Source organism: Streptomyces sp. NBC_00669, assembly GCF_036226785.1.
In the GTDB taxonomy this organism is placed as follows: Bacteria; Actinomycetota; Actinomycetes; order Streptomycetales; family Streptomycetaceae; genus Actinacidiphila.
The window spans coordinates 9361478-9384754 of sequence record NZ_CP109018.1; the positions used below are offsets into that span (position 1 = coordinate 9361478).

General features: G+C 74.5%; 23 protein-coding genes and 1 pseudogene. 10 read left to right on the plus strand and 14 right to left on the minus strand.

The genetic code is table 11. The features are described from left to right. Positions 1-175: 175 nt before the first annotated feature. Positions 176-2350 (plus strand): ROK family protein, encoded by a 2175-nt coding sequence (locus tag OG896_RS39305; protein ID WP_329373227.1) that lies wholly within the window; start codon positions 176-178, stop codon positions 2348-2350. 34 nt (positions 2351-2384) lie between these two features. Continuing rightward, complete coding sequence (locus OG896_RS39310) at positions 2385-2762, plus strand: zinc-binding dehydrogenase (RefSeq protein WP_443057215.1); 378 nt, start codon at positions 2385-2387, stop codon at positions 2760-2762. Positions 2763-2884: 122 nt separating this feature from the next. Here OG896_RS39310 and OG896_RS39315 read toward each other — a convergent pair whose 3' ends face one another. From OG896_RS39315 to OG896_RS39325, 3 genes and pseudogenes are all read right to left on the minus strand, one after another. After that, on the minus strand, positions 2885-3988 hold the full coding sequence (locus tag OG896_RS39315; protein ID WP_329373229.1) for an NAD(P)-dependent oxidoreductase: 1104 nt from the start codon (positions 3986-3988) through the stop codon (positions 2885-2887). Positions 3989-4201: 213 nt separating this feature from the next. Further along, positions 4202-4288: pseudogene (locus OG896_RS39320) on the minus strand (SDR family oxidoreductase); the annotation flags it as partial. A gap of 44 nt (positions 4289-4332) precedes the next feature. After that, positions 4333-5196, minus strand: a complete 864-nt coding sequence (locus OG896_RS39325; protein ID WP_329373231.1) for an SDR family NAD(P)-dependent oxidoreductase — start codon at positions 5194-5196, stop codon at positions 4333-4335. An 87-nt stretch (positions 5197-5283) separates the two neighbouring features. Here OG896_RS39325 and OG896_RS39330 point away from each other — a divergent pair, with 87 nt between their 5' ends. The 4 genes from OG896_RS39330 (at position 5284) to OG896_RS39345 (ending at position 9257) form a co-directional block, all read left to right on the plus strand. Then, positions 5284-6135: a helix-turn-helix transcriptional regulator gene (locus tag OG896_RS39330; protein WP_329373232.1), complete on the plus strand. Its 852-nt coding sequence runs from the start codon at positions 5284-5286 to the stop codon at positions 6133-6135. Between the two features lie 139 nt (positions 6136-6274). Continuing rightward, on the plus strand, positions 6275-6826 hold the full coding sequence (locus OG896_RS39335) for a hypothetical protein (RefSeq protein WP_329373234.1): 552 nt from the start codon (positions 6275-6277) through the stop codon (positions 6824-6826). 440 nt (positions 6827-7266) lie between these two features. Further along, the gene (locus OG896_RS39340; protein ID WP_329373236.1) at positions 7267-8415 is read left to right on the plus strand and encodes an RICIN domain-containing protein; all 1149 of its coding nucleotides are present in this window, start codon (positions 7267-7269) and stop codon (positions 8413-8415) included. A 158-nt stretch (positions 8416-8573) separates the two neighbouring features. Further along, positions 8574-9257 carry a class I SAM-dependent methyltransferase gene (locus OG896_RS39345; RefSeq protein WP_329373238.1) on the plus strand — a complete coding sequence of 228 codons (684 nt, stop codon included), beginning with the start codon at positions 8574-8576 and terminating at the stop codon, positions 9255-9257. 67 nt (positions 9258-9324) lie between these two features. On the opposite strand, the gene OG896_RS39350 is transcribed toward OG896_RS39345, so the two are convergent. Continuing rightward, positions 9325-9915, minus strand: coding sequence for a TetR/AcrR family transcriptional regulator (locus OG896_RS39350; protein ID WP_329373240.1), 591 nt, complete (start codon positions 9913-9915; stop codon positions 9325-9327). A gap of 38 nt (positions 9916-9953) precedes the next feature. Between OG896_RS39350 and OG896_RS39355 the strand changes: the two genes are divergently transcribed. After that, positions 9954-10328 carry a nuclear transport factor 2 family protein gene (locus OG896_RS39355; RefSeq protein ID WP_329373242.1) on the plus strand — a complete coding sequence of 125 codons (375 nt, stop codon included), beginning with the start codon at positions 9954-9956 and terminating at the stop codon, positions 10326-10328. Between the two features lie 39 nt (positions 10329-10367). Here the strand turns inward: OG896_RS39355 and OG896_RS39360 are convergent, their stop codons facing one another. Continuing rightward, on the minus strand, positions 10368-11387 hold the full coding sequence (locus OG896_RS39360; RefSeq protein WP_329373244.1) for an NADP-dependent oxidoreductase: 1020 nt from the start codon (positions 11385-11387) through the stop codon (positions 10368-10370). 110 nt (positions 11388-11497) lie between these two features. Between OG896_RS39360 and OG896_RS39365 the strand changes: the two genes are divergently transcribed. Next, complete coding sequence (locus OG896_RS39365) at positions 11498-12049, plus strand: TetR/AcrR family transcriptional regulator (RefSeq protein WP_329373247.1); 552 nt, start codon at positions 11498-11500, stop codon at positions 12047-12049. Positions 12050-12320: 271 nt separating this feature from the next. Here the strand turns inward: OG896_RS39365 and OG896_RS39370 are convergent, their stop codons facing one another. The 4 genes from OG896_RS39370 to OG896_RS39385 all read right to left on the minus strand — a co-directional run bounded on the left by OG896_RS39370 (position 12321) and on the right by OG896_RS39385 (position 18039). Beyond that, complete coding sequence (locus OG896_RS39370; protein ID WP_329373249.1) at positions 12321-12890, minus strand: histidine phosphatase family protein; 570 nt, start codon at positions 12888-12890, stop codon at positions 12321-12323. Positions 12891-13111: 221 nt separating this feature from the next. Then, a complete protein-coding gene (locus tag OG896_RS39375) occupies positions 13112-15745 on the minus strand; it encodes a hypothetical protein (protein WP_329373250.1) in 2634 nt (877 codons plus the stop codon). A gap of 349 nt (positions 15746-16094) precedes the next feature. After that, complete coding sequence (locus OG896_RS39380; protein ID WP_329373253.1) at positions 16095-17198, minus strand: NAD(P)/FAD-dependent oxidoreductase; 1104 nt, start codon at positions 17196-17198, stop codon at positions 16095-16097. 166 nt (positions 17199-17364) lie between these two features. Next, entirely contained in the window at positions 17365-18039 is a 675-nt protein-coding gene (locus tag OG896_RS39385) for a DUF6000 family protein (protein WP_329373255.1), read from the minus strand. 302 nt (positions 18040-18341) lie between these two features. Here OG896_RS39385 and OG896_RS39390 point away from each other — a divergent pair, with 302 nt between their 5' ends. Next, positions 18342-18950 carry a YdeI/OmpD-associated family protein gene (locus tag OG896_RS39390; RefSeq protein WP_329373257.1) on the plus strand — a complete coding sequence of 203 codons (609 nt, stop codon included), beginning with the start codon at positions 18342-18344 and terminating at the stop codon, positions 18948-18950. A gap of 189 nt (positions 18951-19139) precedes the next feature. Here OG896_RS39390 and OG896_RS39395 read toward each other — a convergent pair whose 3' ends face one another. Beyond that, on the minus strand, positions 19140-20036 hold the full coding sequence (locus OG896_RS39395; protein WP_329373260.1) for a DUF3626 domain-containing protein: 897 nt from the start codon (positions 20034-20036) through the stop codon (positions 19140-19142). 121 nt (positions 20037-20157) lie between these two features. Between OG896_RS39395 and OG896_RS39400 the strand changes: the two genes are divergently transcribed. Beyond that, positions 20158-20304 carry a hypothetical protein gene (locus tag OG896_RS39400; RefSeq protein ID WP_443057216.1) on the plus strand — a complete coding sequence of 49 codons (147 nt, stop codon included), beginning with the start codon at positions 20158-20160 and terminating at the stop codon, positions 20302-20304. A gap of 76 nt (positions 20305-20380) precedes the next feature. On the opposite strand, the gene OG896_RS39405 is transcribed toward OG896_RS39400, so the two are convergent. From OG896_RS39405 to OG896_RS39420, 4 genes are all read right to left on the minus strand, one after another. After that, positions 20381-21046 (minus strand): SDR family NAD(P)-dependent oxidoreductase, encoded by a 666-nt coding sequence (locus OG896_RS39405; RefSeq protein WP_329373262.1) that lies wholly within the window; start codon positions 21044-21046, stop codon positions 20381-20383. Between the two features lie 112 nt (positions 21047-21158). Beyond that, a complete protein-coding gene (locus OG896_RS39410) occupies positions 21159-21536 on the minus strand; it encodes a DUF2255 family protein (RefSeq protein WP_329373265.1) in 378 nt (125 codons plus the stop codon). 94 nt (positions 21537-21630) lie between these two features. Next, entirely contained in the window at positions 21631-22653 is a 1023-nt protein-coding gene (locus OG896_RS39415; protein WP_329373267.1) for a zinc-dependent alcohol dehydrogenase family protein, read from the minus strand. Positions 22654-22751: 98 nt separating this feature from the next. Next, the gene (locus OG896_RS39420; protein ID WP_329373269.1) at positions 22752-23153 is read right to left on the minus strand and encodes a (R)-mandelonitrile lyase; all 402 of its coding nucleotides are present in this window, start codon (positions 23151-23153) and stop codon (positions 22752-22754) included. Positions 23154-23277: the final 124 nt, after the last annotated feature.

Below are 23277 nucleotides of genomic sequence, written 5' to 3' on the forward strand. Positions count from 1 at the left end.
AATTGCGTCGGCAACCGCTCGTTCGGCAACCAAGGAGCTGTGTCTACACTCGTAGAAAGCGCGTTCTTGCTGGTGGCGGCCGGAGTGCCCTGATCGGCGAAGTGAAAGACTCTCCCTGGCCAGCTGGGCATGCTGTCGGCCAATAAGTACTTTTACAAAAGGAGGTAAGCGCATCGTGCAACGGCCCGCGGACATCGCTCTGACCGACCATCAGCTCGCTGAACTCGCCGTTTGGGCGGAGGGGGGAGCGGAGCGTGCCGTCCGGGTCGGCATCGTGCGCGACGCGGCCGCGGGTGTCTCCGTGACGGAGAGCGCGCGCCGGCTGGGGGTGTCGCGCCCGACCGTGATGGCCTGGCGGCAGCGCTACGCGCAGAGCGGGCTGGCGGGCCTGGAACACCAGCCCCGCAGCGGCCGGCCGCACCGTATCGACGAGGCCGACGCGGTGGCCGCCACCCTCGCGGGGCCGCCCGCTCCGCTGCGGGAGTGGTCGGCACGGGCCCTGGCCGAACTCCTCGGCGTCTCGCACACCTCGCTCGGGAAGGTGTGGCAGCGCTGGGGCGCGCACCCGGGCACCCCCGAGGGGCCGTTGCACCTGCCCGCGCGGGGCCCGCTCAGCTGCCACCGGCCGGAGCTGCTGGGGGTGTGGGCGGCCGGGCAGGGCGCGGCGGGCCTGGCCGTCGCGGAGACGGACCGGCCCGAGCAACTCGACACGGTGCAGGCGGGCGGCGAGGAGCGGCGCCGGCGTTACGCGGCCATGACCGTGAGCCTGCGCCGGGCCCAGATGCGCGCCGAGGACGGTGCGGTGCGGCCCGGCACGCCTGCGCAACTCGCCGAGCTGGTACGGATGTTCCCCGGCCGTACCGTCCACGTGCTGCTCTGGGGCGACACCGCGGACGTGCAGCCGCTGCCGCCGGGCGTCGTACGCCACACCGCCTCGGCGTCGATGGGATGGGCCGCCACGGTGAGCGTGGTGGCCCAACTCGAGCTGCGCTACCAGCCGCACCGGGCCCGTGCGGCGCTCGACTCGCTCGCGGAGGCGACCCGCGTGCACACGGGCGCGCCGGCCACCGAGCCGTTCCGGTGGTTCCGTTCGGGGAGCGCGGCCGAGGCGCCGCCGGCCAGGGCCACGCACCGCGCGTTCGACCAGTTCACGCTGGGATCGTTCAACGAGAAGCTGGTGATCGAGGCGATCCGCGTGTCCGGGGCGCTGAGCCGGGTGGAGATCGCCGAACGCACCGGACTCACCCCCCAGGCGGTGTCCCGGATCACCCGCAACCTGCTGACCACGGGCCTGCTCGCCGAGGACGAGCGGCGGATGGCGAGCAGGGGCAAGCCGCGGGTCCCGCTGCGGCTGCGCCCCGACGCGGCGTGCGCGATCGGCCTGCACGTGGACCCGGAGGTGATCACCCTGGTCCTGGTGGACCTGTGCGGGAACGTCCGCGACCGCCGCCAGTTGGCGCTGCCCCGGCCGAGCGCACCGGAGTGGTGCGTGGCCCGGATCGGGGACATGGCCCGCGCGGCCGTCGAGACGGTCGGCGCGCTCGCGGAGAACCTGCTCGGCGTGGGTGTGGCGGCGCCCGGACCGCTCGACGTCAACGCCGGGATGCTGCTCGACCCGCCGCTGTTCGAGGGCTGGGACGAGGTGCCGCTGCGCGCCTGGCTCAGCCGTGAACTCGAACTGCCGGTCCTGCTGGAGAAGGACGCGACGGCGGCCACGGTGGGCGAGCGGTGGCTGGGCGCGGCCGAGAGTTCGGGCGACTTCGCCTACCTGTACCTGGGCGCCGGTGCGGGCAGCGGCGCGTTCCTCAACGGGGACGTCTTCCGCGGGGCCTCGGGCAACGCCGGCGAGTTCGGTGTGATGACGGCCTACGCGGCGGACCGGCTCACCCCGGACGGCGATCCCCGGATGGTGCCCGAGTGCGCGACCATGTCCGCGGTGGTCGCCGCGGCCGCCGAAGCCGGCCTGGCGCTGCCGCACACCGGCGCGCACGCGGCCGTGTGCGCGGCAGCGGCGGACGGCGACGAGCGGGCCGCGGAGGCGATCCGGCGGGTGGCCCGCGTGGTGGCCCGCGGCGCGGTCGCGATGACGGAGCTGTACGACATCGACCTCATCGTCGTCGGCGGCCCCGCGGTGCCGCCGCAGGTCGCGGAGCTCTACCTCACGGAGATCTCGGCGGCCGTGAACCGCCTGCCGGTCGCGCGGCGGGTACGCCAGGTGCGGGTGGTGTACTCGACGCTCGGCGACGCGGCGGCGGCCGTGGGAGCGGCGGCGGGGGTCTTCCACACCACGTTCGCACCGCGCCTGCACACCCACTCCGCGCAGCCCGGCCGCGGCCCGTCAGGAGCGTGAAGTACGGCGGAGTGCCCGGCCGCGCGGCCCCGGTGTGGCGCGGTCGTGGCGGCTGCTGCGCCGCGGCGGCACGCTGGTCTCCTACGGCACCGCGGCCACGAAGGACAGCGGCGGCAACTCCCGACTGCCGGTGCTGCAACTGTTCGCGCGCCTGACGCTGTGGAACTACCTGCCCAACGGCAAGAGCGCGCACTTCTACAACTTCTGGGCCGGGCGGCGCCGCCTGTCCGACTTCCGGCGCCGGCTGGGCGAGGACCTCACGCAGGTGCTGAGGCTGCTGGCCGACGGCGTCCTCGCGCCGCAGGTCGCCGCGCGCTTCCCGCTGTCCGAGGCCGCCTCGGCGCTGGCCCTCGCCGAGTCGCGCACCGTCGCCGGGAAGGTCGTCATCGTGCCCGACGCGAACGGGTCGTGAGCCGGGGCCGGCGGAGCGAACCGGAGCCGGGCGGGCGAGCCCGCGCCGGCCGGGCGCCGCAGCCCGTCCGCCCGGGCGTCCCCGTGCCGGGTCCCTTTGGGTCGGTCGGCTCCTCGTCGGCGTCAGGCGGCCGACGACCGCTTCTGCCTCCGGTAGTCGACGGCGGCGAGGTCGTCCTTGCCGTGCCCGGCCGCGACGGTCTGCTCCAGCCGGTCCCGCACCGCCTGGAACAGGGAACTGGGGACGTCGGCCGACGCCGCCAGGTCGATGTCCTTCAAGGCGAGCCGCACCCCGAACCCGGGCGCGTACGCCTCGTCGTCCATCGCGCCGATCTTCTGCAGTTCGTACGGCATCGCCAGCGGACCCGCCTCCAGCGCGCGGACCAGGGCCGCGTGGTCGACGCCGAGCGCGTCGCACAGCGCCAGGACGTCGCTCATGGCCACCGTCGAGGCGGCCATCCAGGCGTTGAGCGCGAGTTTGACGGCGCTGCCCTCGGCTCCCGTGCCCACGTGCAGCACGGACGAGCCGAGGTCGTCGAGGACGGGACGCGCCCGCGCGAGGACGTCCTCGGAGCCGGCGACGAGCCAGATCAGCGTGCCCTGCAGGGCGGGATCGGTGCTTCCCGAGACCGGCGCGTCGAGGTACGCGACACCGTGGTCGCGTGCCAGGCCGGCCAGGTCGGTGGCGCTGCTCGGCCCCACCGTGCTGGCCTGCACCCACACGGCGTCGTCGGCGAGCCGGGCGAAGGCGGCCGACATGACCTCCGCGACCGCCGGGCCGTCACGCAGCACGGTGAAGACGACGGACGCGCCGGCGACCGCGTCGCCCAGGTCCTCCACCGCCGTGACCCCCTCAGCGTGCTCCGCCGCCGCGCTCGCCTTCTCCGACGTGCGGTTCCACAGCCGTACCTCGTGCCCGGTCCGTCCGAGCCGCGTCGCCATCGCCGCGCCGAGCGCGCCGGCTCCCAGGACGGTGAGTGTCGTGCTCTGCGACATGGAAGGCTCCCTTGCCCGCGGATTCCCTTCCTGTCCATGCTCCTCCCGGACCCCGCGGACGTCCTGGCGAACGCCTGCGGCGCGGGTGCGGCGGGGTGGTCCCGCCGCCGGCGGCACGGGGTGCCGGGAGCGGCCCCATGGCCGCGCGCCCGGCCATGGACCAGGCGCGGCCCGCGCCGAACCCGCACGACGGGCGCACCGTGCACGTCGTCGCCGCCCAGGCCGGCCCATCGGCGGTGCGGGACGCGGCCCCGGACACCGCGTCGCCGGAAGGCGATCCGACCGTGGGCCGGGGCGTTCCGCTGCGAGCGGGCCGCCGACGCCCTGGACCGGCTCCGGCAGGACCGGTACGCCGGCTGCTCGCCCGCTACCGCGCCGCACTGCGACCGCCCTGTCCTGCTCCGTACGGCCCCGGGCCGCCTCGGTGGCGAGCGGGGTCGCGGGTCAGGTGCGGAGGCCGCCGTCGACGCGCAGGACCGTGCCGGTCACGAAGGAGGAGCGGTTGCTGAGCAGCCAGGCGGCGGCTCCTGCTCCGTACGGCCCCGGGCCGCCTCGGTGGCGAGCGGGGCCGCGGGTCAGGTGCGGAGGCCGCCGTCGACGCGCAGGACCGTGCCGGTCACGAAGGAGGAGCGGTTGCTGAGCAGCCACGCGGCGGCCTGGGCGATCTCGTCGGGCTCGGCCGGCCGGCGCAGCGGAGTGACGGACCTGGTGCGGTCCACGATGCCGGGGGAGTCCGCCTCCCACTCGCGGATCATCTCGGTCATGGTGGCGCCCGGGGCGACGGCGTTGACGCGGATGCCCTCCGGGCCGTAGGTGACGGCGGCCGACTCGGTGAGGCTGTTGACCGCCCGCTTCATCGCGCCGTAGGCCGGCAGCTCCGGGTTGCCCATCAGGCTGCCGACGGACGAGTTGTTGACGATGGCCCCCGTCCCGGCGGTGGCCCGGATGGCCTGGACCTCGGCGACCATGGCCAGCCAGACGCCCTTGAGGTTCACCTCGTAGATGCGGTCGAAGTCGTCCTCCGGCAACTGGTCCATCGGGCCCGGGCGCTGGATCGCCGCGCCGTTGTTGAACGCGACGTCGAGCCGGCCGTAGAGGTCCACCGCGCGCGCCACGGCAGCCCGTACGCTCGCCGCGTCGGCGAGGTCGCACACCACGTACTGCGCGGTGCCGCCCGCCGCCCGGACCTCCTCGGTCACGGCCTTGAGCTGGTGCTCGGTACGGGCCGCCAGCAGCACGCGGGCGCCCTCGCGGGCGAAGAGCCGCGCCGCGGCGGCGCCGATGCCGCGCCCGGCGCCGCTGACGAAGGCGACCTTGCCGGCGAGCAGGCCCCGGTCCGCGGAGGCGGTGGCGGAGGCGGTGGCGGAAGTGGTGGTGGCGGCGGAGACCTTGGATGTGTCGGTGGTGGGTGTGCCGTCGACGGAAGTGAGGTTGTCCATGGGAACGAGCCTGCGTCCGGCCGCGGAGCCGATCCAGGCACCGGCTGTACCTGGCTGCGCGGTGCGGGCCCGGCCCACACTGGGAGCATGGACCGACGAGAACTGGCCGACTTCCTGCGCAGCAGGCGCGAGCGGATCGGCCCGGCCGACGTGGGGCTGCCGGCGGGGCGGCGGCGGCGCACCCCCGGGCTGCGCCGCGAGGAGGTCGCGCAGCTGGCGTTCATCTCCACGGAGTACTACACGCGCCTGGAGCAGGCCCGCGGCCCGTGGCCGTCGCGCGAGGTGCTGGCCGGGCTGGTCCGGGCCCTGCGGCTGTCGGACGCCGAGCGCGACCACCTCCACCACCTCGCCGGCGCGCCGCCGCAGCGGCCGGCCGGCCCCGCCCGCGAGGTGCGGCAGAGCATCCTCGACCTGCTGCGCCGGCTGCCGCAGGCCGCGGCGATCGTGACGTCCGCGACCTGTGAGGTCCTCGCCTGGAACGACCTCGCGGCGGCCTTGATGGAGGACTTCTCCGCGGTGCCGCGGCGCGACCGCAACCTCGTGCGCAGGTGCTTCCTCGGGCCGCACCCGCAGGGGCTGCGGCTGTACGGGGTGTCCGACGCGGACCTCTTCGCGCGCTCCTCGGCGCAACGCATGCGCGCGACGGCCGCCCGCTACCCGGAGGACTCCGAAGTGGCCGAGCTGGTGGACGAACTCCTCGCCGGGAGCGAGGAGTTCCGCCGGCTGTGGGACTCCCACGACGTGTCCGTCGCCCCGACCCTGTGCAAGACGTTCCCGCACTCGCCGGTCGGCCCGGTCACCGTCGACTGCGACGTCCTCGACATCACCGACCGCGATCAGCAGGTGGTGATCTACACCGCCGCCCCCGGCTCGCCGTCCGAGGAGGCGCTCCGGCTTCTGTCGGTCATCGGCACGCAGCGCATGGACGCCCCGCGCTGACCTGGACCTCCGCCGTGGCCGCAGATCCGAATTGTCGTACCCTCCTGCTACATTGCGGCTCTGCTCGTCGCCGACCGCCCGCACTTCGCCGGCGTGACGCGGCGCCCGCACGCCGTACCGTCCTGGGGGGGACTTCTTCATGAGCGTCGACCACCCGCCACCGCCGGCCGGGGGCCGGAACCCGTTCGGCGCGCCGGGCTACCACCGTCCGGAGGCCCCGGCCCGCTTCGTGCCGCCGCCCGGCGCGGGGGAACGCAACCACCTCGGCCTCGGCCTGGCGGTGGGCGTGCTCGTGGCGGTCGTGGCGGCGTTCGCCTACGGCGGGCTGCTGTGGGGGCTGACCGACCGTCACGGCAGCAGCGTCGAGTTCCACTTCGGCGCCTTCGTGATGGCCGCGCTGGTGGGGATCACCGTCGGCGAGGTCGGCGGGCGCGTCGTGGCGCTTCCCTTCGCGGCGGCGCTGCTCACAGCCGGCGCGGTGATCTTCGGGAGCCTGTTCGGCGCCGCGCTGATCGCCGGTGACACGGCGGCCGGACTCGGCCACAGCCTCTCGGTCACGGACGTCTTCTTCCACCACTTCGGCTCCCTGTGGAGGGCGTGGACGCACGACTTCGGCCTGGGACGGCTCTCCACCCTGTGCTGCTCCGCGCTCACCGCCTACGGACTGGCCAGGTACTTCGGCGACAGATGAGCGCGGTGAGCCCAGCCGGGCCGCACGGGGAGGGGTGGCCGGCCGGGCCGGCGTGGACGAGGGAGCCGGCGGGCGGTGGGTGCTTCGCCGCCGCGCACGGGGCCTCGCGCTGCTCGGCCGGCCGCGGGATGCGGCGGGCGACCGACGAGACGGACCGGGGTCGATGATCAACCGGCCCGGGCCTGGGCGTATCGTCCGGTAAGGGCGTGCCACGCGGGCTCGTCGGCACGGTGGTTGGGGATGGTTCGCGCCCAAGTGCGGCCGTACGCGACGGAATTCGGCCGATCCCGGGTCCAACCGGTTCCGCGTGGTGGAGGATGGCGCCTGGGACGGAGCGCCGGACCGCCTCACCGGCCGGTCCGCGGGGCGTACGCACCGCACGGCCCGGCCGGGCGACCTGAGACCTTACGGAATCTTACGGAACCTTACGGAGACGACGCATGCCCACCTCGCGGCCCCCGCGGGACCCTGGCGCCGACGGCAGCCGGCCGGAGCCGGACGACGACGCCGCACCGGCGGTGGTGGTCCGCCGCGCGGTCGTGATGCCCTCGGTGCCCGACGGCCTCCCGCCGGCCGCACCCGCGCGGACCGCGACCGGCGGCGCCGCGGGGACGGCCGCCGCCGGGGAACCGCTCGGGTCCGTGCGGCCCGCCGCGGGCGGTTCCGGCCCCGGGGCCGGCGGCGCTTCCGGCGGTGCCTCCGGGCGGGGCCCGGAGGCCGGGCGGAGGTCGGCGGCCCGCTCGCTGCCGGTACTGATCACGGTGGGCGTGGTCGTGGCGATCGGCGCCACGCTCCCGTTCGCGGTCACCACCTGGCAGCACCACGGCGCGGCCCCCGCCGCGCAGACCCATGACATCCCGTCCGCCGACCCCCACGGCGACACCCCGCAGACGCTGCCGGCCCCGGCCACCGGCACCGCGTCGCCCACCGCGAAGGTGTCGCCCCACGCGTCGAAGAAGCCGCCCGCGCACCCGCACCGCGCCGCCGGCACCCCGCACCCGGGAACGACCGGCACGACCTCGGGGAAATCCGCGCCGAAGCATACGGCGAAGCCGAAGTCGACGCCGAAGAAGAAGGTGTCGACCGCGGCCGCCGCCCGCGCCCGCGCGAACGCCGCCTCCAGCGCGAGCAAGGTGCTCATCGACAACGTGACCACCCGCCTGTGCGCCGACGTACCCGGCTTCGGCAACGGGACGAGCGACGGGCCGGTCAACCAGTACGACTGCGACGGCACCGACGGCGACAACCAGTTGTGGGACCTTCAGGTCGCGTACAAGAGCGGGGGCCCGCAGGGCGCCAGCCTGTTCGTGATCAGGAACCACAAGGACGGGCTGTGCATGGACCTGCCGAACTACGCCGCGGAGCCGGCCGGCACGAAGATCGAGGAGTTCGCCTGCAACCGGACGAAGGCCGACAACCAGCTCTGGTGGCTGGACCCGCGCCCGGACGGCACGTACTGGATTCGCGACTACAGCAGCGGCATGTGCGTCAACGTGCCCGGCGTCGGCACCGGCCGCGAGGACGCCCGGCTCGAACAGGACCCCTGCGACACCAATCCGAAGGACGACTTCCGCTGGCGCTTCCAGTGAGCCCTGGCGAGCGGCACCTACCGGGTGTCTGACCGCGTCCGCACTTGACCTTGCCCGAAGGTGAAGGCCGACAGTGGCGGTGGGTCCAAGTCGGCGAGCCGGCCGTGAAGGGCTTCGACCGCACTTCGACCGCACCCCTGTCGAGAGGAGCCCGCACCATGGACGACACCGCACTTCTGGCGGAGCAGAGGGCCTACTACCGGGCCGGCGCGGCCGAGTACGACCGGCAGTACGCGACCTACGAAGCCCTGCGGGAGTTGCTGACGGTCGTCGACGAACTCCCGATCGCCGGGGAGGTGTTGGAGCTGGCCTGCGGGACGGGCCGGTGGACCCCGGGCCTTGCCGCGCGGGCCCGTTCGGTGACGGCCGTCGACGCGTCAGCGGAAGTGCTGGCCCTGGCCCGGGCGCGCACCACCTCCCCCTCGGTCGAGTTCCTTCAGGCCGACCTGTTCACGTGGCGGCCGCCGCGACGCTACGACACGGTGTTCTTCGCCTTCTGGCTCTCCCACGTCCCGCCGGCGCGGCTGCCCGCCTTCTGGAACACCGTCGCCGCCGCGCTCGCGCCCGGTGGCCGGGCGGTCTTCGTCGACGACGGCCCCGCCGCGGCGGCGTACGAGGACGTCCTGCCGGACCAGCCGACGCCGGCGGCGCTGCGCCGGCTCGACGACGGCAGCCAGTACCGCATCGTGAAGGTCTTCCACGATGCCCGTTCCCTGACGGACGACCTCACCGCGCTGGGCTGGTCGGTCCAGGTCCGTACCCTCGACGGGAACATCGTCGGCGTCGCGGAACCGCCGCGTGTCGACGACCGCGCCGCCGGCCGAGGTGACACGGGGGAGTGAGGCGGGGAAGGGGCGGGTGCGGCCAAGCCCGCACCGCGGGGGACCGGTGCCTGACGCTGGGGCACCGTCACGGTGAGAGGCCGGGATCGCCTGCCTCGTACAAGCGCATCACCGACGACCGGAACTGCTCGGCCGCCGCCGGCGCGTCCAGGCGGCCGGCGCGGATCTGCTGGTCGGCGGCGTGGCCGAGCGCGATCGTGGCGGCGACCAGCCAGCCGGTCTCCAGGCCGGTGGTGAACTCGCCGCTCTCGCGCCCGCGGCGGATCAGCGCCTCCAGGCGCTGCTCGACCGGCAGGTGGCGCGAGGCGTCCGCGTCCGGATCGCCGCCCGGCCGGCCGAGCGCCGTCTGCTCGGCCAGGAGCGTCCCGACGGCGCCCAGGAACCGGCCGAGTGCCGCGGTGGCGGTGCCCTCTTCGAGGTCGGCGGCCTCCAGCACCGCGAACGCCCGGCGGCCCAACTCGTCGCGCACCGCAGCGAGGAGCGCCTCGCGCGTGCCGAAGTGCACGTATGTGGTCTGCCGCGTCACACCGGCCTCGGACGCGATCTCGGCCATGCTCGCGTCGGGACGCTCGGCGAGCACCCGGATCGCCGCCGACACCACGGCGGCACGGTTGCGCCCGACCTCCACCCGCTGACGGCGGCGCCTTATCTCTGACACGGTTGACAACCCTAACAGCCCTGCCAAGGATGACAGTCATGTCAGAGACAACCGAACGGGCGGCACGCCGCCTCCTGATCGACTACACCCGCGACATCGCCCTGTCCGACGAGGACCCCGCGCTGATCGTGGATCGCACCCTGACCGGCGACGCGGTCTGGGTCACCGACGGCACGGAGCTCACCCGCGAGCAGTTGGTCGCGCACGCGGCGCCGGCCCGCAAGAACGTCACCGCCACGCGGATGCGGATCGACGAACTCCTCGTCGACGGGCGGCGGTTCGCCGCACGCTGCCGCCTCAGCGCCGAACACCGCAAGCTCGGGACCGTGGTGATGGAGTGGATGCTGATCGGCGAGGTCGCCGACGACGGGAGGGTGCGGCGCGTCCGTCAACTGGGCCGGCCGGCGGCGTAGCGCGGAGCCGGCCCCGAGGCGTGAGGAGGCGTGGGGCGGCTACGCATCCTGGGCGACGGTGAGCACGATCTTGCCCTGGATGTGTCCTCGCGCGGCGCGCTCGTGCGCGGCCCGCGCGTCCGCCAGCGGGAACGTGCTGTCGATCGCGACGCGGACCGTGCCCGCGTCCAGCAGGCCCCCCAGTTCGGCGAGTTGCGCGCCGTTCGAGCGGACCTGGGTGAGGGAGACCGTGACCCCCAGCTTCGCGGTCTCCTCGTCGTCGAAGTCCCCGGGGAACACGGGGAACTGGGCGCCGCCGCGCTTGAGCGTGCGCAGGAGACGCCTGCTGTCGGGGCCGCCCACGGTGTCGAGGACGAGGTCGACGCCGTGCACGAGTTCCTCGGGGCGGCTCCTGGTGTAGTCGATGAACCGGTCGGCGCCGAGTTCGGCCAGGAACGCCTCGTGCGCGCCGGAGGCCACCGCGATGACGTGGGCGCCCTTCGCCTTCGCCAGTTGCACCGCGAAGTGGCCCACGCCGCCGGCGGCGCCGTTGACGAGCATCGTCGTGCCGGCGCCGAGGGGGACCGGGCGATGCGGCACCGGCTGGAAGGGCGAGGGGCGGTCGTGGCCGAGTGCGATCAGGAACTGCCACGCGGTGAGTCCGGCCATCGGCGCCCCGGCGGCGTGCACGTGGTCGACGCCGGCCGGCTTGCGGGCGAGGTCCGAGGCGGGCGCGGCCACGTACTCGGCGTAGGCGCTGCCGTCGAAGCCGGGAAAGCGCAGCAGGCCGAAGACCTCGTCGCCGACGGCGAGGCCGTCCACGTCGGCGGCGACGGCCTCGACGACGCCCGACACGTCCGTGCCCGGAGTCACCGGCAGGCTGACCGTCGAATCCGGTTCCCCGGGGATCGTGGTCAGCCCGCCGCGCAGGTACCAGTCCGGCGGGTTGACGCCGGCCGCGTGCACGCGGACCAGCACCTCGCCCGGGCCCGGCACGGGAATCGGCACCTCGTCGTAGCGCAGTACCTCGGGGCCGCCGTGCTCGTGGAGCCGGACCGCCCTCATCGTGTGTGTCGGCATCGTTCTCTCCTGCTCGCGCTGCGGGCTACGCTGAATCGGATCGGCGATCCACATAAGTGGACCACTGATCCGAATATATGGACCACTGATCCGGATAGTCAAGGGGACCGATGCGGGCGGACGCCAGGAAGAACCGTGACCACGTGCTCGCCGTCGCGGGCACCGTCATCTCCGAGCAGGGCGTCGACGCCTCGCTGCGCGACATCGCGCGCAGGGCCGACGTGGGGCTCGCCACGCTGCTGCGGCACTTCCCGACCCGCGAGGCGCTGCTCGACGCCCTGCTCCGCACGAGTTTCGACGAACTGACGGCGAAGGCGGGCGAGTTCGAGACATCGAGCGCGCCCGAGGACGCCCTCGTCACGTGGCTGAGCGACTGCGTCGTGTGGGCGACCGAGTACCGGGGCGTGACCGAGCTGATGGCAGCCGCCATCGAGGACACCGAGTCCGCGCTCCACGCCTCCTGCGTCACCCTGCGCGCGGCCGGTGCGCGGCTCCTCACCCGTGCTCAGGCCGCGGGCACGGCGCGGAGCGACATCGACGGCGCCGACCTGTTCGCGCTGATCGCCATGCTCGCCTGGCTCGGCGACCAGCCCTCGCTCGCGCCCCGCGCCGATCGCCTCTTCGACGTGGTCGCGGGGGCGATCCTGACGGGTGGGCCCTGACGGGTGGGCCCTGACGGGTGGGCCCTGACGGGTGGGTCCCTCGGCGATGCGACCGAGGGGGAAGGCCGCGCCCGGGGCCGCGGCTGACTGCTTCACCCGCGGGTTCGGCCGCGCGCGACACGACGCCGGGTTCGCCGGGGGAGGGGCGGGCGGTCGGCCCGATGGTCGGGCCGACCGCCGGGCCGGGCTCAGGCGTGAGTAACGTCGAACCGGGTGCCGACGCGGCGATGTTCACGAGGGCGCCGCAGTTCGCCGCGAGGGCCAGCCGGTATCACGGCACGTTCCAACCGAGCACGACCGGCAACCCGTGCTCGTGACCCAGCGTGTTGATCGTGCCCGGATGCGGGTGCCCGAACTGCCGCCCGGCCGACGCGTCAAGGCTGAGCCAGCGCGCGGTGAGGATGCGGGACAGGTGGCCGTGCGCGACGACGGCCACGTCGCCCCGGTCAAGCAGCGGCCGGACCCGGCCGAGGAAGGCATCGACCCGCACCGTCACCTGCCCGAGGTCCTCGCCGCCGTCGACGCCGTCGCGCCACAGCTCCCAGCCGGGCCTGAACTCCTGGATCTGCTCGGCGGTCAGCCCCTCGTAGCGACCGTAGTCCCACTCGATCAGGTCGGTGTCGGGCTTCGCGCTGCTCAATCCGGCCAGTTCGGCGGTCCGTACCGCGCGGGTCAGCGGGCTGGTGTGGACGGCGGCGAACTCCCGGTCGGCCAGCCGGGGCGCGAGCGCACGAGCCGATTCCTCGCCCGCCTCGGTCAGTGGCAGGTCGGTACGGCCGGCATGCTGCCCGGTCCGGCTCCACGCGGTCTCGCCGTGCCTGATCAATACCAACTGGCCCATGGCCGAGGACCGTATCTCACCTCGAAAACAGGGTGAACATCGCCTGATGCGGCGTCGGCTGGTGCGAAGGCGGCACCGACGGCGTCCAGGTCGCCGAGCGGGGTGCCGGCGCCGCGGTGATCGGCCTCGCCGCCGCTACCGCTGCGGTCACCCCGGCCACGGGCCCGGTCGGCGGCCGACCGAGGATCGGCACCAGGGCTCTCCTCGGCGGCCGTTCGGCGTCACTCCCAGCCCGCGGGGCCCGAGCAGCGTGCCGGCCAGCGCCGGACCCGGCCCCTGCTGCCGGACGGCACACCCTCGTCCAGCGCCTCGGTGAGGGCGAGCAGCGCGGCCCGGTCCTGCTCGGCCGCCGTGCCCGAGCCCGCGCCGCTCGTCACGTCCCGCAGCAGCACCACGCCGGACCCGCGTACCTCACGCACGTCCAGGACGCGGAAGGTCGTGCCCGGTGCGAAGACGACCTCGTCCGCGGACTCCGCGGCGCCGCCGGTGCGGGGCTGGGCGCCACCGCGCTCCAGGCGGACCCGTCGCCCGTTCTCGGACCAGACGGCGTACCGGGTGGTCGCGGAGGGGCCGCGCAGGTTCGCGGTCAACGCGCTGACCGGGCCGGGCGCGCGCAGCAGCCGGCCGGGTACGGTCCGCTCGGGCGCCAGCGCGTCACCGCTCCTGAACGCGGGGCCCCGGTACGGCACCATGCGGCCCAGGCCCGACGCGAGGCACGCGGCGTAGGGCAGCACGCGAGGGTCGCCCGCGCGCAGGGCGGCGCCGAGCGCGAGGTGGCCGAGCGGGCCGTCCCCCGTGGTGAGGTACAGGTGAACGGCCAGCACGTCGACGGGATGCGGCGCCCACTCGCCCATCTCCTCGGTGGCCGCCCGGCCCAGCATCCGCTCGACGGCCTCCTCCTGCGCGCGCCAGACCTCGTCCGGCACCAGGGCCCGGAACGCCTCGCGCTGGGCGGCGGAACTGCGGTGGCCCAGCCCGAACGACGGTGTCAGCACCGGCCGTCGCACCACGGGCGGTACGGCTGCGGGGGGTACGGGCGCAGGCGGTGCGGCCTGCGGCGGTACGGGTCCTGGCGGTATGGGTGCCGGGGGAGCCGTGCCGGCCGGCGGCCGCGGCGGTATGGGCCCGGGCGCCGTGGGCGGCTCGACGGCCTTGCTGCGTACGGCACTTCGGGCGTCGGGTGCGGGCGCAGGGGCAGCGGCCTGCACAGGCACGGGTGCGGGTGCGGCCGGAGGCGGGGGCACCGGCGCGCTCACCGGTGCCGGTGCCGGTGCCGCAACTGGAACCGGCGCCGGCCCTGCCTGACCGCCGCCCGACGGCCGGGGCAGCACGGGGCGGGCGGGCAGCCGCGGCCCGGGCTGCTGGCGGGTTCCACCGGGCGCAGGGAACGCAGGGACCGCCGGTGCCGCCGGGAGCGGGTGGGGCCGGGCCGGGGGAGCCGGGCGGCGCGCGGCGGGCTGGGGCGGCTTCGTCCGCAGCCGTTTGACGCCGTGCTCGGACAGCACCCGGCTCAACTCGCGCGCCTGCTCCGTGCCGCAGTCGCCGTAGAGGTGGAGCACCGCGCGTTCGCGTACCTCCGGGCTGAGCGCGGCCAGCAGCGTACGGAGGGCGGGCAGCGCGGAGGAGCCCAACGGGCGGCCCGGCGTGCCCAGTTCGATCGCGGGCGCGTCCGCGTCGACCGGGCGCTCGGCGAGTGCGATCGGCATGCCGCTCACCCGGGTCACGCGCAGCCCGGACCTGGTCACCGCGACCTGCCAGGACTCGGAGAGCCGCAGCACCCCGGTCCGCGCCGAACCGACGCCCCTGAGCGGGGGCTGCCAGCGCAGCAGCAGCGGCGGTACGGGCGGGCCGTCGAGCTGCGGGCGGCACACCACCGACTCCACGAAGGGGCGCCAGGCCGGGGTGCCGTCCCGCCCGATCAGTACGGTGCGCACCTGGTGCGTGTCGCCGTCGGGCGACAGGCCGTCGGTCATCAGCGGCGCGCCGGTCAGCACCTCCACCTCGATGCGGAACGTGTCCGCGGCCAGCTGTCCGGCCGCGAGCAGGTCGCTGTTGCCGCCCGGGGCGAGCCGGATCGCCGAGCGTATCGGCGGCGGCAGCAGCGTCAGGGCGCCGACCACGTCGTGCGGGGTCAGCTCGACCTCGTCGCCGGGCGCGCCCACCAGTACCACCGGCCGGTCCGGGCCGACCGGGACGGCGAACGCCAGGTCGCCGGGAAGCGGAGCGGGTTCATCGAGCGGGCGCAGCGCCACGCCCGCCGGAATCCGGTGGATCGCGGTCTCCCCGGTCGCGGTCCCCGACAGCCGGTCCAGGTCCGCCTGCCACGACGGCGCGGGCAACTGCCGTCCCAGCGGCTCGGGTTCGCCCTCGGGGGCGAACCGCCACCAGCCGCGGTTCTGGCCGGCCCCGGCGCCGCCCCCGGTCTCCTCAGGGTCCTCCGGGCGCCGCGGCACGAACAGCGAGCCGCCCGGCACCAGCAGCGCGGCCCCGTCGGGCGCGACCACGCGCACACCCCACCGTTCGACGATCCTGCGTGCGACCGCGGGCCGGTCCGCGCGGGCGGTGGCGGCGTGCGACAGCACCAGCAGCACCTCGCGGAACGAGCCCGGCCGCTGCCCGTCGAGCACTTCCTCCAGGCCCGACCAGGCCCGTTCGCTCTCGGTGCCGACCACGACGGTGACCGTGGTGCCGTCCTGCGCGGCCATGGCGTAGCCGAGTTCGGCGATCGACATCGGGTCAGGCGCGGGCTCGCCCACCGTACGCACCACGTGGACGCCGTCGATCTCCTCGACGTGGATGGCGTCCGGGTCCACCGCGTCCACGGAGCCGGGCCCCGCGCCCGCCGCCCCGCCCACCGCCTCGGCACCCTCCGCGTCCCGCCGTCCGCCGTCCGCCCCACGGCGCGGACGCGTGCCGATCCACCGTCTCACCAACCGTCACCGCATCCTGCTCGCCGATATGTACCCATGAACGCGACCATCGCGTGATTCCGCACAATAACGCAGGTGTATGACTTCCCCTCGACACCGGTGTCACACCCGCCGCAGCCGTCCGAGATCCCCTACGGACAGGGTAGTTGCGACCGCCTCCCCGCCGACCGCCCGACGGGGAGGCGTGCCGCCGTGTGCGGGCCCTCGCCGAGCGGCACCCGGGCGGCGTGACCGGATGGACGTATGGCGCGACGGCACCCGGTCACGCGCGTCCTCAGAGCTCCGCCGTGGGGGAGTCCAGGCCGTGGACGCGGGTGCCCAGGATGCGGCGGGAGACCTCCGCCTCCATGGCCGGGGCGAACGCGTCGAACGGGTCGGACGCGGCGCTGGGCGGGGTGTGTTGCGGCGGGGTGCGGAGGGCCGCGGCGCGTTCCGCGTCGGCCGTGAGGAGGTCCATGTTGATCGCGGCCGCGGCGCCGACTCCCGCGGCGGCGGCCGCCGGGACACCCGCGAGCAGGTCGCTGACGTTGCCCGCCGCCCAGATGCCCGCGACTCCGGTGAACCCGCCCGCGTCCACGGCGAGTTGCTTGCCCACGCCCCGGGGATGGTCCCGTAGCGGCAGGTCCAGGCCGTCGAGGAAGCCGGCGCGCGCGGCGAAGTAGGGGGCGACCACCAGGTGGTGGACGGGCACGACCGCGCCGGACCCGAGCAGGACCCCGGCGAGGCGGTCCCGGTCGTCGATCCGCAGACCGGTCACCGGGCCGTCCACCACCGCGACGCCCAGGCCGGCCAGTTGCTCCCACTGCTGGTCGGTGAGTTCGGGGCCGCCGTTCGGGAAGAGCGTGACGTCGTCCGACATCTGACGGAACATCAGAGCCTGGTGGAAGCTGCCCAGCACGCCGATCTTCGTGTCGCGGACCTCCCAGCCGTGGCAGTACACGCAGTGATGGACGTCACGCCCCCACCGCTCCGACAGCCCCGGCACGTCCGGGAGTTCGTCGACCAGACCCGTGGCCACCAGCAACCGCCGCGCGCGCACCTCCCGCACCTCCCGCGCGTCCTGCGTGATCACGCCGAAACCGTCGTCGCGCCGCTCGATCCGGCTGACGCGCCCCGCGACGACCCGGCCACCGTAGGAGGCGACCTCCTCGCGGCCGAGGCGCAGCAGTTCCAGCGGGGAGATCCCCTCACGCCCGAGCAGACCGTGCACCCCCACCTCTTCCGCCGGGGCGTTGCGCGGCTCGCCCGCGTCGATCACCAGCACCGACCGGCGCACCCTGGCCAGGTTCAACGCGGCCGACAGCCCGGCCGTCCCACCCCCGATCACCACGACGTCCCAGGTCGTCCCGTCCACACGCGCCATCTCTCGCTCGCTCATGCCCCCACCCTGCGCGCACCGCGGTCACATGAGCAAAGGCGTGTGCCGTTCCGGCAAAACGGGATACCGGCCCGCCCGCGATGACGGCCTGGCGTCGGCGCTCGTCCTGGTCGGTGGTTCCGGGCGCCGTTCACCACGTCCTTCCGGTGCCGGGAAACCACCGCGCCTACGTCCTGATCTGCGGTCTCCTGCCTGCCGCGAAGGCCACCAACTGTGCGACCGACTCCCGCTCCTCCGCCAAGGAGTCCGTGCCCTCCTCACCGGACCACTGCTCCCACAACCCGCCTGGAGCGAGAAGCGGCTGTGCACGGCTGGTGCCGAGCACGCCGTCGAGAAACAGGAGCGCCCCCATGGCCCGCCGCCGGCAGTGCCGGTGATCGTCCTCATCCACGGGGCGTGGAGCGAGAAGGGCCTGGTCCAGATAGCGACGCAGCAGTTCGGCATCCTGCTCTGTGCCCAGTCGGGCCAACGCCGTGCAGTAGTCCCAGCCGTACCCGCACGCGGTACCGCTGTGCAGGTCCCGGGCGATTCGGTCGCGGAGGTCGGCGCGCCGTCCGACCGCGATGAGCCACGAGGCGGCCGACCGCTCGCGCCAGCCTCCCGTGTCCAGAAGCGTCGTCAGATCTTGGGTGCCGGCCCTGCGCGCGGACCAGCGCAGCCGGTACTGGAAGAGCCGCTGCCGGGGCCGCGGCCAGAACAGCACCCCGCCGCGCAGGTGCAGGCAACGACCGCCGTGGCCGACGTAGCGCCGGATCAATCGATGCCGGTAGCGGTCCTCAGGGCTGCCGAACCTCCCGCGCGGGAAAGCCGCCGCGTAGTCCCGCAGACCGACGAGGTCCACTCGGACCATCCACGCCGCCGCACGCAGACGCGACCTCTACACCCCATTGCCCTTGGCCACAACGCCCCCTACCGGTTGCCGACCACCACGGTGCCCCACACCATCGAAGAACGCCCCATGGCAGACCATCGCGGGATGCCGCGAGGTCTCTCGCGGGGCGGCCACCCGAGCATCGGGCAGGATGCGGCGGGCCCGCGAGCGGAAGGCTGCCATCAGGGCCGGCCAGGACACGACGCAGGCCCCGTGCGGCCTGGACGACCGTGGAGCCGGCATCCCGCGTCCGGGGCCGTGCCGAATGCCTCATGGCCGTCGGCCGGGTGTGGTTCGCTGCTGGGGTGACTCAGGACTTGGAGATCGTCGCATTCGAATCCGCCGAGGCGTTCCAGGCATGGCTCGGCGAGAACCACGCCGTCTCGCCCGGCATCTGGCTCAAGCTCCGCAAGAAGGGCACCGGAACCGCCGCGCTGGACTACACCCAGGCGCTCGACGTGGCCCTCTGCCACGGCTGGATCGACGGCCAGAAGGCGAAGTTCGACGACCAGTGGTGGCTCCAGCGGTTCACCCCGCGCAAGCCGCGCAGCAAGTGGTCCAAGGCCAACCGGGACAAGGTGGCCGCCCTGATCGAGCAGGACCGGATGCGTCCGCCGGGACAGGCCGAGGTCGACCGCGCCAAGGCAGACGGCCGCTGGGAAGCGGCCTACGACGGGGCGAGGACCGCCACGGTGCCGGACGACCTCGCGGCCGCCCTGGCCGCCGACCCGGCCGCGGCGGAGTTCTTCGAGACACTGGACCGGCAGAACCGCTACGCGATCCTCTACCGGATTCACGACGCCAAGAAGGCCGAGACCCGGGCGCGCCGGATCGAAAAGTACGTGGCGATGCTGGCGAAGGGCGAGAAGCTGCACCCGTAGTCCGGATTAGTCCGGAGCGGATCGGCTGCGGACACCCCGGCGCCGAGATCGCCGTGTGGAACCCCGAGCGTGCCTGGTCGAGTGACGAGGCGTTGACCGTCCTCGCCGCTGCCCTGGGTCACTCGGCGCAGCAGGTCCCGGCTCGCGTCTGACGTCCGCAAAGGCCCGCCGGGCATCACGCGTCCAAGCTCAGGGGTGGGCGCTCGCGGGGGAGGTGTCGCGGGGGAGCGGGGCGGAATCCCGGGTCGCGGGGGCACCGAAGCGGGCCAGGTAGTGCCACACCTTCTTCAGGTCCTGCGGGTCGTGCGTGCCGGTGGCGACTGCCGCCGCGATGATCGCGGGGTCGAGTTGCCCGTCGACGGCGATCCGGGTGCCCAGCTCCACGAACCGCGGCCCCCGGTAGTCGGGATGGCGCCGCAACTCCGCGACGGAGAGCCGGAATCCGGCGTGCCACTCCAGCGGGCAGGGCAGCGCCCGGGCCTGCTCCTCGACCGCGGTGTTCCGGTGGCAGGCGTCGAGGACGAGGGCTTCGACGTCCCGCTCCAGCAGGACGGGACCGTGCACCTGGGCCTCGACGTAGTCGTCGAGCGCGTCCTTGTCGTCCGCCTCGGCGAGCGCGACCAGCGCCATGCGGCCCGCGACGCCGAAGTCGGAGGGCTCGCAGAAGCTGTCCGGGTAGCAGAACGTGGTCCGGGCGACGGCGCCCGCGGTCAGCCGGAAGTGCGCCGAGCCGAACCGCGGCGCCCCGCCGGTGGAGCGGCGGCGGAAGTCGAGCGCCCCGTACACCGGCCGCTGCTCGGGCGGCGCGTCGTCGTACGCCCCGCCGAAGATCCGGCTCTCCCAGCGCCAGCGGTCGCCGCCCGGACGCGCGGTCAGGCCGCCGTTGCTGGTGCCGGTCACGAACTGGGAGCGGTACACGCCGTCGGCGGCCAGCCGGGCCAGGATCGGCAGGCCGTCGTGCGCCCGGTCCGGGTGGAAGTTGAGCGTCACCCGCAGCCGCGGGTCGACCGGGGCGCCGGTCGAGCGCTCCTCGACGTGCCGCAGCGCCCGCTGCGCGGGAGTGGGCGGCGGGTCGCTGATCGTCATCCCCGTAGTCTGCCGGGCCGGCCGCCGTACGCAAGGGAATTGTGGTGCGCACGGTGGGCTGCCCGGGCGCACGAACCGCCCGGGGCCGCCCTTTCGCGAACCCCGACGGGGTGTCACCCGAATGGAGCCGCCCACGGTCGAGATCTACGGCAACTCCGCGCGCCCCGAGCTGCGCCTGATCACCTGCGGCGGCGGGTTCGACAAGAAGCGCCAGGAGTACGAGGGCAACGTCGTGGCCTACGCCCACCTCACCGGCACCCGCCCCTGATCCGGCGGGCGAAGTCCGGGTCAGGACGCCCGGGTCGGCCCCAGGCAGACGGCCAGACGGCCAGGCGGCCAGGCGGTCAGGTGGTCAGGGGCGACGCGAAGTGCCGGAAGCCCTCGCGGGTGTGGTGCAGGGACCACAGGGTGTCGGCCAGGATCTCGGGGTCGCTGTGCGGGTCACCCGGGGTGATCGCGCCGGGGATGATCAGCTGGGCGGCGTGGATGCCGGCGTCCGCGAGGGTGTCGTGCAGGAGCTGGGCGTAGATGCTCTCGGCGGCGAAGGCGATGGAGGTGCCGGCGCGCTCGGGGAGCGGCTGGACGGCGCTGCCGCCGTTGACGAACAGCAGGGTGCCGCGGCCGAGTTCGCGCATGCCCGGCAGCACCTGCCCGACGGCCGTCGCGGGACCGTAGACCGAGAACTCGACCGGCCCGACCAGGTCGGCGGCCGTCGTCTCCAGGATGGGCTTCATGAAGTCCCGGTGTGGGACCGGGCTGTACTGGAGCACCTCGATGGTGCCGAGCGCGGCCGCGGCGGCGTCGAGCGCGGCGGTCAGGGCCTTCGGGTCGCGCACGTCGGCGGAGAAGCCCCGCGCGGTCACCCCCTCCCCGCCGAGCTGCGCGGCGAGGGCGTCCGCGTGATCCTGGGCGCGCGAGATGACGGCGACGTCGAAGCCCTCGCGGCCGAACCGGCGTGCGACGGCGGCTCCGAGACCGGGGCCGGCTCCGATGATGGCGATGGTGGTCACGGCTTCTCCAGGCGGTGTGGGGTGCGGGTGCGGTTTCGTACGGTACGGACCTGCCGGCGGTAACGGTGGGAGCGACCGGCGGCGGGAACCCTGCGGCCGGGAACTCAGGACGTCAGGGGCTCGGGCGGACCGCGAGCGTGGTGGCCCGCGCCTGCTCCGACACCATCGCGGCGACGTACGGCCCGGAGGAGCCGTACTTGCCACGGTAGGCGGCGTCCACCCGGTCGTTGAGCGTCGGGTCGTCGACCTCCGCGAAGGCGACGTCGCGCTCCACCCCGCCGGCGCTGATCCGGCCCCGGAGGCCGGCCCGGGCGGCGCGCCACCAGCTGCCCTGCCGGCCGCGGTACGCCCGCACGTACAGCTCGTCGCCGTCGCGGACCACCCAGATCGTCGTGGGTGCCCGCCGGGTGCCGTCCGCGCGTGCGGGCGCGATCGCCAACTCGTCGGCTTCCCCGATCCGTTGGAGTTCGTCGTGCGGCCAGTTCGTCATGGCGTCGGCTCCTTCTCGGTCGGCGTGTGATTCGGGTGCGGATACGAATACGGATACGGATACGGGTGCGGGGGCCGTAAGGGGTCGGGTGCGGTCAGGGGAGCAGCAGCGTCTTGACGGCGCGCCGTTCGTCCATCGCGCGGTAGCCCTCGGCGACCTGGTCCAGCGGCAGGGTGAGGTCGAAGACCTTTCCGGGGTCGATCCGGCCGGACAGCACCCGCTCGATCAGGTCGGGCAGGAACGCCCGGACCGGTGCGGGGCCGCCTCGCATGGCGACGTGGGAGAAGAAGAACTCGGTGCCGTCGACGGCGACGCCGTGCGGGACGCCGACGAAGCCGACGTTGCCGCCGGGCCGGGTGGAACGCAGGGCCTGCTGCATCGACTGCTGGGTGCCGACGCACTCCAGGACGGCGTCGGCGCCGATGCCACCGGTCATCTCCTTGATCCGGGCCACGCCCTCGTCGCCGCGTTCGACGACGATGTCGGTGGCGCCGAACCCGGTGGCGAGCTTCTGCCGGGCCTCGTGCCGGCTCATGGCGATGATCCGCTCCGCGCCGAGCTCCTTCGCGGCGATCACCGCGCACAGGCCGACCGCGCCGTCACCGACGACCACGACCGTCTGCCCGGGCCTGACCTGCGCGGCCACGGCCGCGTACCAGCCGGTGCCCATGACGTCGGAGCAGGCCAGCAGGCTCGGCACGAACGCGTCGTCGGGCAGCTCGGGGGTGGCGACGAGGGTGCCGTCGGCCAGCGGTATGCGCACGTACTCGGCCTGGGAGCCGATGGCGCCGACGGGCACCCGGTGCAGGCAGTTGCTCTGGTAGCCGTTGAGGCAGTTCGGGCAGGTGTTGTCCGAGGCGAAGAACGACCCGACCACGAACTGGCCCGGCTTGACCAGCTCGACGTCGGCGCCGACCTGCTCGACGACGCCGACGTACTCGTGGCCCATCGGGGTCGGCCCGGTGACGGGGTTGACGCCGCGGTAGTCCCACAGGTCCGACCCGCACACGCAGGTGGCGACGGTGCGGATGACCGCGTCGGTCGACTCGACGATCGTCGGGTCGTCGCGCTGTTCCAGGCGCACGTCACCGGGGGAGTGGATGACGGCTCCACGCATGATGATCTACCTTGCCTTCTTGATCGTTTCGGGGTTTGCGTCTCGGGGTTGCGGAGGGGGCGCGGCGAGGGCGCCGCGGGGGCCGGTCGCCCGCCCCCTCAGGCGCGGGTACCCGCGCCGGGCCCGGCGTACTCGGCGTCGCTGACGTGCTCCAGCCAGTCGACGTCGTCGGTCTCCCACAGCGCGAGGTGCACCATGAACCGGTCCGGGGCGGCGCCGTGCCAGTGCTCCTCGCCCGGCGGGGTCCAGACCACGTCCCCGGGACGCGCCCGGAGGATCTCGCCGCCCCGGGACTGGATCAGCGCGATGCCCTCGACGATGTAGAGGGTCTGGCCCAGGCCGTGGGAGTGCCACGCGGTCCGCGCGCCGGGCGCGAACCGCACCGTGTTCGCGCGCACCCGGGAGGGTTCCTCGCCGCGGTGGATCACATCGGCCCACGCGTCGCCGGTGAACCACTTCCCGGGAAGCTTGGCGGTGGGGGGTGTGGCGAGCAGTTCCATACGACGGTTCTCCCTGCGGTCGCTCGGGTGCGGGTGTTCACGTGCGGTGCGGATCGGGTGCGGGTGTTCACGTGCGGTGCGGCCACGGGCGCTGCCCGCGGTACGGGGACGGGCCCCGCACCGG